The 12,760-nt window shown below is 66.9% G+C and carries 9 protein-coding genes; 5 read left to right on the forward strand and 4 right to left on the reverse strand.

The window, feature by feature from the left end; all coding sequences use genetic code 11:
• The first annotated feature begins 311 nt into the window (after positions 1-311).
• Positions 312-1,151 carry an RMD1 family protein gene (locus JQ635_RS09805; protein ID WP_211409653.1) on the forward strand — a complete coding sequence of 280 codons (840 nt, stop codon included), beginning with the start codon at positions 312-314 and terminating at the stop codon, positions 1,149-1,151.
• Here the strand turns inward: JQ635_RS09805 and JQ635_RS09810 are convergent.
• The 4 genes from JQ635_RS09810 to JQ635_RS09825 form a co-directional block, all read right to left on the reverse strand.
• The gene (locus JQ635_RS09810; RefSeq protein ID WP_211409654.1) at positions 1,145-2,752 is read right to left on the reverse strand and encodes a PEP/pyruvate-binding domain-containing protein; all 1,608 of its coding nucleotides are present in this window, start codon (positions 2,750-2,752) and stop codon (positions 1,145-1,147) included. The two genes, JQ635_RS09805 and JQ635_RS09810, sit on opposite strands and share 7 nt — an antisense overlap.
• Positions 2,753-2,762: 10 nt before the next feature.
• Positions 2,763-4,691: a hypothetical protein gene (locus tag JQ635_RS09815; RefSeq protein ID WP_211409655.1), complete on the reverse strand. Its 1,929-nt coding sequence runs from the start codon at positions 4,689-4,691 to the stop codon at positions 2,763-2,765.
• An 84-nt stretch (positions 4,692-4,775) separates the two neighbouring features.
• Positions 4,776-5,972 carry an acetate/propionate family kinase gene (locus JQ635_RS09820; RefSeq protein ID WP_211409656.1) on the reverse strand — a complete coding sequence of 399 codons (1,197 nt, stop codon included), beginning with the start codon at positions 5,970-5,972 and terminating at the stop codon, positions 4,776-4,778.
• A 4-nt stretch (positions 5,973-5,976) separates the two neighbouring features.
• The gene (locus tag JQ635_RS09825; protein WP_211409657.1) at positions 5,977-8,364 is read right to left on the reverse strand and encodes a phosphoketolase family protein; all 2,388 of its coding nucleotides are present in this window, start codon (positions 8,362-8,364) and stop codon (positions 5,977-5,979) included.
• 210 nt (positions 8,365-8,574) lie between these two features.
• Between JQ635_RS09825 and JQ635_RS09830 the strand changes: the two genes are divergently transcribed.
• The 4 genes from JQ635_RS09830 (at position 8,575) to JQ635_RS09845 (ending at position 12,693) form a co-directional block, all read left to right on the forward strand.
• Complete coding sequence (locus JQ635_RS09830) at positions 8,575-9,741, forward strand: PA0069 family radical SAM protein (protein ID WP_211409658.1); 1,167 nt, start codon at positions 8,575-8,577, stop codon at positions 9,739-9,741.
• A gap of 24 nt (positions 9,742-9,765) precedes the next feature.
• The gene (locus tag JQ635_RS09835) at positions 9,766-10,221 is read left to right on the forward strand and encodes a VOC family protein (protein ID WP_211409659.1); all 456 of its coding nucleotides are present in this window, start codon (positions 9,766-9,768) and stop codon (positions 10,219-10,221) included.
• A 78-nt stretch (positions 10,222-10,299) separates the two neighbouring features.
• Positions 10,300-11,085 (forward strand): ribonuclease HII, encoded by a 786-nt coding sequence (locus tag JQ635_RS09840; RefSeq protein WP_211409660.1) that lies wholly within the window; start codon positions 10,300-10,302, stop codon positions 11,083-11,085.
• A gap of 99 nt (positions 11,086-11,184) precedes the next feature.
• On the forward strand, positions 11,185-12,693 hold the full coding sequence (locus JQ635_RS09845) for a glycosyltransferase family 39 protein (protein ID WP_211409661.1): 1,509 nt from the start codon (positions 11,185-11,187) through the stop codon (positions 12,691-12,693).
• The last annotated feature ends 67 nt before the right edge of the window (positions 12,694-12,760 follow it).

Here is a 12,760-nt window from a genome sequence, read left to right on the forward strand (position 1 = left end):
CCGCTTCCGGAGAAGCGTAACTCAATATGATGTTGTCATAAACACGAGGTATTGCCGAGTGCAACTTTTCGGTGAGGCTTCGCTGTTCGATGGTAAACTGCTGGAGCCATCGCATCCAAATATGTCCCGTGCGGGGTGGCAATATTGCCGAATATTTCGGCGTGAATTCGCGGTGACAGTATTATCCCGGAGTTTCCCTGCGATCTTTGCGCAGCATGCAGGCTACCGCAATCCTGCATACGGAGGATGCGAGTGGACCGACACCGGGGAACGGGAAAAGCCTGCAATCCACGGTGCTGATGAGGCCTTGCATGAACGCCGATCAACTCGCCGTTAGCGCGTCGACTGCATCTCCCAGACCGGACGCCGCGCCGAGCTTGCGGATCCGGGCGCTGATGCTGGGGGACCGCATCAATGCGTCCGGCCTCGAGATCGGCACGCTGGTGTCGTCGATGCCGGCCGCCTTCCGCGTCCATGCCGGCCTTGCCGTGATCTTCCGCTACGGCGTCGTGGTGCTGATCGGCCTCTTGCCTTCGGAGGAGAAGGTGCTGATCGACAGCCTGAAGCCGCGCGTGATCGGCGAGCTCAGCCCCTACGAGGAGGAGATCGCGCACGCGCAGCCGTGCAAGGATGAAAGCACTGAAGCGATCCAGCCGGGCGGGCCGATCTACCTCGCCAAATTCTCCGATGACCGGTTGCTTCTGGTCGCGGACGCGCTCGCCAAGAGCACGTCGCTGGCCCGCGACGAGCGGCGGGTTGCTGCGGTGTTCGACGTCATCGAGCCCTTCGCGCGCGAGCTGGCCGAGCGCGGCCGCACGCCGCGCCGCCGCAAGGGCATTTTGCAACTGATCGGCAGTGCGCTGCTGGTACAGCAGCGCGTTGCCGGCCGTGTTGCGGTGGCGGAGAAGCCCGACGTGCTCTGGGAGAAGCCCGAGCTCGACCGGCTCTATGCCCGCCTCGAAGACGAGTACGAATTGAAGGAGCGCCTCGATACGCTCGAGCGCAAGCTCACCGCCGTGTCGGAGACCGCCAACGCATTGACCGACATCATCGACACCCAGCGCTCGCTTCGCCTCGAAATCGCGGTCGTGGTGCTGATCGTGATCGAGGTCGTGATCGGCTGCATCCAGATATTGTCAGGGACTCACTGAGCTGCAGCCTGCGTTTCGGGGCGCCCGGCCGGCGATTGCCACGCAGCGATCTCGGCGAGCTCGGCCTCCGGCCGTGTCTCGACGGTCTCGCAGCGCCCGAGATAGAGCTCTCCGCTATCGCCATCGATCGTGACCCATTCGTCTTCGCAGAGCACGGCGCCCGCAAGCTGCGCCTGCCGCGTGACCGGATCGATCTTCAACTGGCGACAGCCGACCACGCAGGGCTTGCCCATCTGCCGCGCCACCAGGGCCGCATGCGAGGTGCGAGCACCGACTGCCGTGACGATGCCGGCCGCCACCGCAAAGCCGGCGACGTCGGCGGTGCTGGTATCGGGACGCAGCAGGATGACCGGCTCGCCTGCGGCCGACAGGCGGCGGGCGCTTTCGGAATCGAAGGCCGCGCGTCCGATCCCGATGCCGCCGGAGGCGCCGATGCCGGTCGTTGCCGGCTTGCCGGGAGCAACCAAGTTGGTCTCGGTGAGGGAAGCAAGGTCGATCTCGGCAATGCGCGCGAGGGCCTCGTCCCTCGCGATCAGGCCCTCATGCACGAGATCGATGGCGATCCGCGCCGCAGCTCGCGGCGTGCGCTTGGCCGCGCGGGTCTGGAGGATCCAGAGCTTGCCGTCCTCGACCGTGAACTCGACGTCCTGCACGTCGGCGAATTCGCGCTCGAGCCGCCTCAGGACCTCGCCAAGCTCGCGCTCGAGCGTCGGCAGTTCGCGCGTGATCGCTTCAGTGGTGTCGGGCGCACGGCGTCCGGAGACGACGTCCTCGCCTTGCGCATCCAGCACCAGGTCGATCATCGGGTGCGGCGCGCCCGTCGAGGGATCGCGCGAGAAGGCCACGCCGGCACCGGAGGCAAGGCCGCCATTGCCGAAGACCATCGTCTGCACGGTCACGGCGGTGCCTTCGAGCGCCTCGAGATGTTGCAGGCTGCGATAGGCGCGCGCCCGCTCGCTCATCCAGGACCGGTAGACCGCCTCCGCCGCGGCCTCGAGTTGCGCGAAGGCATCGTCGAGCCAGCCGTCGGCGCGATCCTCGACCAGCGCCTGCTCGTCGCCGGCAAGCCGCTCCAGTGCTTCGCTGTCGAGCTCGCGGTCATTGGCGGCGCATTCGGCTCCGACGCGCTCGGCGATGCGCGCGGCGAATGCGCCCGCGTCCACCTCCAGCACGGTCTCGCCAAAACTCTCCAGGAAACGGCGCCGGCAATCCCACGCAAGCCGCGGCCGTCCGGTCGCACGGATCAGGCCGTGCACGGCATCGGACGTGCAGCCGACGTTGAGAACGGTCTCGAGCATGCCCGGCATCGATCGCGCCGCGCCTGAACGTACGGATACCAGAAGCGGCTGCCTGCGGTCGCCGAAGCGCCTGCCGGTCGCGCGCTCCAGGAATGCGATCCCGTCTTTCAGGCCGTCGCGCAGATGCTGCGCTGCGTGGGCGCGGCCGGCGATGATTTCGGCGCAGAGCTTGACCGGCAGGACGAAGGCGGGAGGCACGGGCAGTCCGAGCGCGGCCATCCGGGCGAGGTTGGCGGCCTTGGCGCCGATCTCTTCGGCTGGCCGCAATTCGGTCGCGTCAGCGCCGATACGCACGATATGCATGGGGGCTTCCTCAAGCTGCGAGATCGATCATGATGTGACGGCGGAGCAGATGGCCGAACGCGGCGAAGCGATCGGTGGCGCGTTCGATGGCGCGGGCAAGCTCGATCACCGACAACGACGTCGCGACGTCGAAGCCGCTGCGGAACACCAGCGCGGTCGTCGCGCGCTCGCATGTATCGGCGGCGTGTTCGGCATCGATCAGCCGCATCACGGCCGAGAGCGCGTCCTCGGAATCGGCCCGCCGTCCTTCGGGAACGTCCATCGCCGCGGCGACGCCGCTGGACGCGACCTCCGTTGCGGTCGCGGCCACGGTGCAGAGCTCGGCCAACGCCGCCAGCAGTGCGGGATCCGACCGTTCGGGCAGCAGCGAAGCGATGAACGCGGCCTGTTCCAGCTCGTCGACGGCTTCTTCGGCGCGATCGATCAACTGGCCGATCAGCGGGCGGGCATTGAGGCGATCGACCTCCTTGCGGCCTTCGAGTGCAATACGGTCGGCCTTCTGCTCGATCGCGCCGCAGCGTTGCACCAGCAGCGCGCCGTCGGCAGCCTGGCCGGCCCGAAGCGCGGCGAGATGGCGCGCAACCGCGGCGACGAGATCGTGGGCAAGGCCGATCTGTCGCAACACGGCCGCGAGCAGGGTGCCGTCGACGCGATCGAGATGCCGCATCAGGTCGGCTTCGATCTGGTCGCGGACGGTCCTGACCGAGCGGCCTGCGAGCAGCGCCTCGGTCGAGGCGCGCAGCGAGGCCTTGAGGAAGTCGATCGCGGCGGTGCGGCCCAGCGCCTGGTCGAGCCTTTCGCCGAAGCCGATCCGCGACGGGGCTGCATTCCGGACCGCGGAGCCCAACAGCTCGTTGCCGCCAAGCTCGAGAAAACCGCGGTGACCGATCCGCTGGCGCGCCGCCCATTCGAGGATGCGGGCCGCATCGTCCTTGGCGACCCAGGTCCTGAGCAGCTTGCGGGCCTTGTTCCAGTCGATCAGGAAGACCAGCGCGGCGCCGGCGGCCGCGAGAAATTCGTTGCGATCGGCGGCGTGCCCGGCCTCGTACTGGCCGGTGACGAGATAGAAGGAATTGTCTTCGCCGAGACCTGCGGCGGTGTGACGATCGAGGCCGCTCCAGGTCGCCTCGAATTCGTCGAACAGCGAGATGAAGAACTTCGCCCGCGCCAGGTGCACGTCGGTGTAGGTGACGGTGACCGCGTTCTTCTTCACCGCGATGACGACGACATGGGCGTCGGTGGTGCCGATGTCGTTCTGGATCAGCAGCCGTCCGCCGGCGCGCATCGCCATGGTGTCGAGGCCGGGATGATTGAACTTGAGGCCCCGCGTGGCGTTCAGGCCCTTCATGAAGGCTGCGACCGCGGTGCGGTCTTCGCCGTGCAGGCCGAAGACATGGGCGCCGTCGAGGGCTTCCTCCGCGCAGCTCGCGGCAAGCCTGTTGAGCTGCTTGTGCAGATCCATCACGAGGCGGTGCAGGCTGTCGCCGGCACTCTCGGTGAGGCCGGTCAGGCGCGCGATGCGGGACTTCTCGATCTCGCCGGTGGCATCGAGCAGGCCGGCCGCGCGGATCGCCTCAAACCGCACCTGCGCTTTGGCGCCTTCACTCGCCGTGCCGGCGCCGACGGCGCGGATCATGGTCGCGGCGTCGTCCTGGATGTTCTGCATCAGCTCGGCGAGACCGGGCGCCGCGAGCCGGTCCTGCCCGATCAGATGGGCGCCGCCGATCAGCGCCGCGATCGCGGCGGCGGCAATGCCGGCCGTCTGACTCTCGACGCCGAGGTCGCTCGCTGTCCGGCCAGGCTCCTGCGCGTGGTGGGCCGCAGCTTGCAGCGCGCTCATCCGCACCTTGATGCGGTCGTTGGCGGCGAGCCCTTCCGTCACCAGGGCGGGCAACAGGATGTCGCCTTGTCCGAGTTCTTCGATGATCTGGGTTTTCATGATCTGTCCGCACGAAGATTGATGCGCCGTCTCTATGCCGCGAAGCCGCGGCGGCGGCATTGCGCCAGATCATTCATAAAATCGTCATGCAGCGTGCCGCTCGCGGAGCAACGCCGCGCAATGACGCGCGATCGTCATTTCTTCATTGGTGGGAATGACGAAGACATCAACCGCGCTATCGCCATCGCTGATCCGCTCGCGCGCCGCGACGTTCGCCGATGCATCGATACGCATGCCGAGCCAGCCGAGACGCTCGCCGATCGCGCCGCGGATCTCGCAGGCATGCTCACCGATGCCGCCGGTGAAGACCACGCAGTCCAGCCCGCCAAGCGTGGTTGCCATCATCGCGATCTGCTGCGCCGCGCGGAAGACGAACAGATCCACCGCCTCGCGCGCCGCAGCGTCGCGGCTTGCGAGCAGCGTCCGCATGTCGGAGGAGAGGCCGGAGACGCCGAGCAGGCCCGACTGGTGATAGAGCAGGTGCTGAACATCCTCGACCGACATCTTCTCGTGCTGCTGCAGATAGAGCAGCACGCCGGGATCGATGGTGCCGCTTCGCGTGCCCATCACGAGACCATCGAGCGGCGTCAGTCCCATCGTGGTGTCCACGCTGCGACCATCGCGGAGTGCACACAGGCTTGCCCCGTTGCCGAGATGCGCGATGACGGTGCGCTTGGCCGCAAGCTCCGGCGCGATCTCGGCCAGACGGCCCGCGACATATTCGAAGGAGAGGCCGTGAAAGCCGTAGCGCCGGACGCCGCGTGCTTCGTAGCGCCTTGGAATGGCGAAACGGCTGGCCGGTGGCGCGAGGCCGTGGTGGAAGGCGGTGTCGAAACAGGCGATCTGCGTCAGCGCGGGCCGGATCGCCGAGATGGCGCGGATAGGCGCGAGGCTGCGCGGCTGGTGCAGCGGCGCCAGCGGCGTCAACGCCTCCAATTTCGTGGTGACGTCGTCCGTCAGGACGATCGGACCCGAATGATCCGGACCGCCATGAACGATGCGATGGCCGACCGCGCGCAAGCTGCCCTGGCCGAACCGGTCCTCGATAAAGGCAAGCACCTCAGCGAACAGGTGACCGCTGTCGGTATCCGAGTCCGCCCGCTGCTTGTCGAACAGGCTATTGCCCGCGGCGTCTCTCACGACGAGCCGTGGCTTGTTCTCGTGCTCGTCGAGCAGGCCCTTGCAGAGCAGGACAGGCTCGGCCGCCGAGATGTCGAACAGGCCGAACTTGATGCTCGACGATCCCGAATTGAGGACAAGGACCGCCTCTGGCGCCGGCATGGCCTCACCCCGCCTTGCCCGGCCAGACCCAGTCGCGAATCTCAGGCATGTCCACGCCGTGCTCGCGGACATAGCGGGAGTGTTCGATCAGCTTGTTGCGGAATTGCTGCTTCACCCGCGCGGCTTTGGTCGCCAGACCCGGGACGCGCTCGATCGCCTCGATCGCGAGGTGATAGCGGTCGAGCTCGTTGAGCACGACCATGTCGAACGGCGTCGTCGTGGTGCCTTCCTCGGCAAAGCCGCGCACATGCAGGCCGGCATGGTTGGTGCGGTTATAGGTGAGACGGTGGATGAGGTAGGGATAGCCGTGATAGGCGAAGATGACCGGCTTGTCGCGCGTGAACAGGCTGTCGAAGTCGCGGTGGGACAGACCGTGCGGATGCTGATCCCTCGGCTGCAGCGTCATGAGGTCGACGACGCTGACGACGCGGATTTTCAGATCGGGCAGCGCCTTGCGCAGGAGATCGACGGCGGCGAGCGTCTCCAGCGTCGGGACGTCGCCGGCACAGGCCATCACCACGTCCGGCTCGTCGCCGGCATCTTCCGTGCCAGCCCAGGTCCAGATGCCGATGCCGGCATCGCAATGCGTCGCGGCCTCCTGCATCGACAGCCATTGCGGCGCAGGCTGCTTGCCCGCGACGATGACGTTGATGCGGTTGTAGGTGCGCAGGCAATGGTCGGCGATCCACAGCAGCGTGTTGGTATCCGGCGGGAAGTAGATGCGGACGATGTCGGCCTTCTTGTTGGCGACGAGATCGACGAAGCCGGGATCCTGGTGGCTGAAGCCGTTGTGGTCCTGGCGCCAGACATGCGAGGTCAGCAGGTAGTTCAGCGAGGCGATCGGTCGCCGCCACGGCAGATGCCGCGTCACCTTCAGCCATTTGGCGTGCTGGTTGAACATGGAATCCACGATGTGGATGAAGGCCTCGTAGCAGGAGAAGAAGCCGTGGCGTCCGGTGAGCAAATAGCCTTCGAGCCAGCCCTGGCAGAGATGTTCGCTCAACACCTCCATCACGCGTCCGTCCTGCGCGAGATGCACGTCGTAAGGCTCCGTCGGCTCCATCCACACCCGCTCGGTCGCCTCGAAGACCGCATCCAGCCGGTTTGACGCGGTCTCGTCGGGGCCCATGATGCGGAAGTTGCGCTCTAGCGCATTGAGACGAATGACGTCGCGCAGGAATTTGCCGAGCTCGCGCGTCGCTTCGCTCGTGACGCCGCCAGGCTGCGGCACGTCCACGGCAAAGCTGCGGAAGTCCGGCAGCTTCAGCTCCTTCTTGAGGAGGCCGCCATTGGCATGCGGATTGGCGCCCATGCGCCTGTTACCTTCGGGCGCCAGCGCCCGGAGCTCGGGGACGAGCGCGCCGCTCGCGTCGAACAGTTTGTCCGGCTCGTAGCTGCGCATCCAGTCTTCGAGGATCTTCAGATGCGCCGGATTCTCGCGGCAGCCCGCAACAGGCACCTGATGCGCGCGCCAGAAATCCTCGACCTTCTTGCCGTCGACCTCCTTCGGGCCGGTCCAGCCCTTCGGGCTGCGCAGCACGATCATCGGCCAGCGCGGCCGCTCGACCGTCTTGCGTCCGTCGCGGGCGTGCTGTTGGATCGAGCGGATGCTGGCGAATGCGACGTCGAGCGCGTCCGCCATGGCCTGGTGCATCAATTTGGGATCGTCCCCCTCGACGAACAGCGGTTCGTGGCCGAAGCCGCGGAACAGATCGCGGATCTCGCTGTCGGGCATCCGCCCGAGCACGGTCGGGTTGGCGATCTTGTAGCCGTTGAGATGCAGGATCGGCAGCACTGCGCCGTCATGGGCCGGGCTCAGGAACTTGTTGGAGTGCCAGGACGCCGCGAGCGGACCGGTCTCGGCTTCGCCGTCGCCGACGACGCAGGCCACGATCAGATCAGGATTGTCGAACGCCGCGCCATAGGCGTGCACCAGTGCATAACCGAGCTCGCCGCCCTCATGGATCGAGCCGGGGGTCTCGGGCGCCGCGTGGCTCGGAATGCCGCCGGGGAAGGAGAACTGCCTGAACAGTCTGCGCAATCCGTCCGCATTGCGCGCGATATCGGGATAGATCTCGCTGTAGCTGCCTTCGAGATAGGTGTTGGCGACCATGCCCGGTCCGCCATGGCCGGGGCCGCAGACATAGAGCACGCTGACATCAAGCGCGCGGATGACGCGGTTGAGATGGGCGTAGATGAAGTTCAAACCGGGCGTCGTGCCCCAATGTCCCAGCAAACGCGGCTTGATGTGCTCGGCCCGCAACGGCTCCCGCAGCAGCGGGTTGTCGAGCAGGTAGATTTGCCCGACCGAGAGGTAGTTGGCAGCGCGCCAGTAGCGATCGAGGAGATTGAGGTCGCCGCTCGCGGCGGCCGTTTTTTGTTGGATTGTCATGTTCCTGCCGACCTTCACACAGCGATCGTCATCAACCCGGTTCCGGCTTGATCGATCCGTCGGTCATGAAACGGGATGGTCGTGACGGTCGTGTTGCGTGAGGTCAAAGGCGGGCGCGCGAAGTTTGGGCAGCTCTACTGTGCATGGGGTTGTTTTCGAGTTTTTTGTTTGTGTTCTTGATTTGTTCCTTTTGCGTGCTATCTTGGCTTCATGAGTCCAGCAGCATCCTCTCATGCTCTCAAGCACCCGCCGGTCAAGGCGCCCTCCGAGCCGGCGGGTGCGGACTCTGATTTTCCCGAACTGGCGGTCGCCATCGACCGTCAGCGCAGGCGAGGTCGGGGTGCGCAGTCCAATGCCAGCGGCCGCTATGAGGCCGAGGCGCGCGTCGCCTTCGACGACGGCTGGCAGAGCCTGGATGATCTGCCGCCGTTCATGACGACGGTGGCGGTCGACACCTCGCGCAAGGTGATCACCCGCAACGACTCCCCCGATATCGGCTTCGATCGCTCCATCAATCCGTATCGCGGCTGCGAGCATGGCTGCGTCTATTGCTTCGCGCGGCCGACCCACGCCTATCTCGGCCTGTCGCCGGGGCTCGACTTCGAGTCGAAACTGTTCGTGAAGCCCGAGGCGCCCTCGCTGCTGGAGAAGGAGCTCGCCGCCCCCGGCTACGAGCCGCGGATGATCGCGATCGGCACCAACACCGATCCCTATCAGCCGATCGAGCGCGAGCGCAAAATCATGCGCGGCATCCTGGAGGTGCTGGAGCGCACCGGGCATCCCGTCGGCATCGTCACCAAATCGGCGCTGGTGGTGCGCGACATCGACATTCTCTCGCGCATGGCCAAGCGCAACCTCGCCAAGGTCGCAATCTCCGTGACCTCGCTCGATCAGAAGCTGGCGCGTACCATGGAGCCGCGCGCCTCGACGCCGCCGAGGCGGCTGGAGGCGCTGAAGCAGCTCTCGGAGGCCGGCATTCCCACCACCGTGATGGTGGCGCCCGTGATCCCCGCGCTGAACGATTCCGAGATCGAGCGCATTCTCGATGCCGCCGCCCATGCCGGCGTCAAGGAAGCCTCCTATGTGCTGCTGCGGTTGCCGCTCGAGGTGCGCGATCTCTTCCGCGAATGGCTGATGGCAAACTATCCGGACCGCTATCGCCACGTCTTCACGCTGATCCGTGACATGCGCGGCGGCCGCGACTACGACGCGAAATGGGGCGAGCGGATGAAGGGCACCGGACCGATGGCCTGGACCATCGGCCGCCGCTTCGAGATCGCCTGCGACAGGCTCGGGCTCAACAAGCGCCGCTCCAAGCTGACCACGGATCACTTTGCGCGGCCGAAGCGGAACGGCGATCAGCTCAGCCTGTTCTGATCAGGGAAGTGGAAGAGGCGTAGCATGAGCAAGGAACTCACGGTGCCGGTGCCGCGGCTCACCGTCATCACGCTGGGCGTTGCCGACATCCGCGCCAGCATCGCGTTCTATGATGCCCTCGGCTTCTCACGCCGGCTGAAGGCGACCGGCGAGGCCGTTGCGTTCTACGACACCGGCGGGCCGGTGCTCGCACTGTTTCCCTGGGATCTGCTCGCGGCGGATGCGTCGCTGCCTGATGAGCCGAGGCCGGCGGCCTTCCGCGGCACGACGCTCGCCTGGAACTGTCGCGCGCGTGGGGAGGTCGATGCGGTCCTGGCTTTCGCCGTCAGCAAGGGGGCAAGGCTGCTGAAGGCTGCGTGCGAGACCGATTACGGCGGCTATTGCGGTTATTTTGCCGATCCCGACGGCCATGTCTGGGAGGCCGTGGTGGCGCCCGGCATCGAGGTCGGCGAGGACCGGCGGGTGCATCTGGCGGAGTAGGGGGCGCCGGCCTGAATAACGGGAATTGCGATTGGTTCCCGGTTGCGCCGGCTGGGCTGCTTGCGCACGATCCCCGCCATGATTCGGGACCAGTCCGCCAAGAAATCGGCCAAAGACGCGCCAGAGAAGCCTGCTGCGAAAAAGGCTGCGCCAGCAAAAGCGAGCTTCCGCCGCGAGCGCGCGCTGATCAAGCGCGGCGTCTGGCCGATCGCCGGCTGCGACGAGGCCGGCCGCGGTCCTCTGGCCGGGCCGGTGGTGGCGGCCGCGGTGATTCTCGATCCCGACCGCATTCCGCGCGGCATCGACGATTCCAAGCGCCTCACCGCTGAGGAGCGCGAAAAACTGTTCGACAAGATCTGCGCCACCGCCCAGGTCTCGGTCGCCGTCGCCTCGCCCGCGCGAATCGACCGCGACAACATCCTGCGCGCCTCGCTGTGGGCGCTGAAGCGCGCCGTGGTGGCGCTGCCCGAGGCGCCCAAGCATGTCTTCGTCGACGGCCGCGACCGGCTCGATACCGCCTGCGATTGCGAGGCCGTGATCGGCGGAGACGGCATCGTGCTGTCGATTGCGGCGGCCTCGATCGTCGCCAAGGTGACGCGCGACCGGCTGATGTGCGCGCTGGCGCAGGACTGCCCCGGCTACGGATTCGAGCAGCACAAGGGTTACGGCGTCCCCGAGCACCTCGACGCGCTCAACCGCCTCGGCCCCACCGTCCATCACCGCAGCTTCTTCGCACCGGTTGCGGCGGCGCGGGCCAAGCACATGCCCTGGACCGTCGAGCCGGTGCGGGATCTGTTCGAGGGCACCGAGGTCGAGGTGCAGGTGGATGCAAGCGTTGAAATTGATGCCTCTGCCGGACTCTAGGGCAGACGGTCGTTGCCACGACGCGTGACGCCCCTTATCAAAGTAGCCGTGGGCGAATAGGGCCGGCTGGACGGGTTGGCTGCATCTTTCGGACGTTGCATGCGGTTTACCTCCCTGGTCATCGAGCTCATTCGCGCCCGGCCGCGGCTGATCGTGTGGATCGCCGTGCTGCTCCAGGCCGCGATGTGGCTGTTCGTGGCGCTGTTGTTCTACCGCAGCCCGCCGGGCTCGCTGGCGACGCTGCTGGCCTTCGGCAGGGAATACCAGGTCGGTACCGATCTCGGCCCGCCCTTGCCGGTCTGGCTCGCCGACATCGCCTACCGCCTCGCCGGCGGCCACATGTTCGGCGTCTATGTGCTTGCCCAGCTCTGCGAGATCGCGACCTTCATCGCGCTCTATCATCTCTCCCGCGCCGTGGTCGGCTCGCAGCAGGCGGTGCTCGCCGTGCTCCTGACCATGACGGTGCTCGCCTTCTCCTCGCCCGCGCTCGATTTCGGTCCGCTCATCCTGGCCCGCCCGCTCTGGGCGCTGCTGCTGCTGCACTCCTGGCAGATCATCGGCCAGCGCCGCGGCAATGCCTGGTTCGCCTGGTCGATCGAGGCGGGTCTCCTGCTGCTGACGACGCCTGCTGCGGTCTTCCTGCTGCTCCTGCTCGTCATCTTTGCGCTCGCAACCGCCGGCGGCCGCCGCACGCTGCGGGCGCTCGACCCGCTGTTCGCGCTGATCGTCGTCGCCGTGCTGGCGCTGCCCTATGCCGTCTGGTTGATGCGGTCCGAGACGCTGGTGCTGCCGGCCCTGCCGCAGCTTGCCGAGCTGAACGCCCGCGCATTGCACGCGGCCTGGCTGCTCGGCTGGCTCGTGCTCGGGGCTGCCGCGATTCCGGCGCTGACCTTCCTCAACACCCGCCTGTTCGTCGCCAGGGGCGAGGAGGCGCCGATCATCTACCGCCCGCCGGTCGAGCCGCTCGCGCGCAGCTTCGTCTATTTCTTTGCGCTGGCGCCGGCGCTCGGCGCGGTGCTGATCTCGGCCGTGCTCGGCCTCGATTCCGTTGTCGGCGGCGCCGGCGTCGTGCTGGTCATGTCGGGGCTTGCGGTGGTCGTTATGGCCGGCGACCTCATCGCGATGCGCCGTGCGCGGATGCTGCGCATGGTCTGGGCCGCCGCCGTCGTCGCGCCCGCCGCCGGCGTGGTGCTCGCCGTGCTGTTCCTGCCCTGGACCGGTGCCAACGAGATTGCGACCTCGATGCCGGCGCGCGCGATCTCGGATTTCTTCGACGAGAGCTTCGCCCGCCGCACCAACCATCGCCTGCGCGCGGTTGCCGGCGAGACCCAGCTCGCCAGCCTGATCACGCTGCATTCCGGCCGGCCGCATCTCTTCATCGATGCCGAGCCTGCGCGCACGCCGTGGATGAATCAGGCCAAGTTCAGCGAGACCGGCGGTGTCGTGGTCTGGCGCGCCTCCGATACCGCCGGCACCCCGCCGCCCGAAATTCTCAAGCGCTTCCCCGGCATCGTGCCGGAAGTCCCGCGCGCCTTCGAATGGCTCGTGACCGGCCGCCAGCAGCTGCTGCGCATCGGCTGGGCCATCGTGCGGCCGAAGGGGACGTAGCCACATGCGCAGTCATTCCGGGGCTCGCGAAGCGAGAGCCCGGAATCCATCAAGCGGAAGAGTCGGT

Origin of the sequence: Bradyrhizobium iriomotense (assembly GCF_018130765.1) — a bacterium.
GTDB lineage: Bacteria > Pseudomonadota > Alphaproteobacteria > Rhizobiales > Xanthobacteraceae > Bradyrhizobium > Bradyrhizobium iriomotense_A.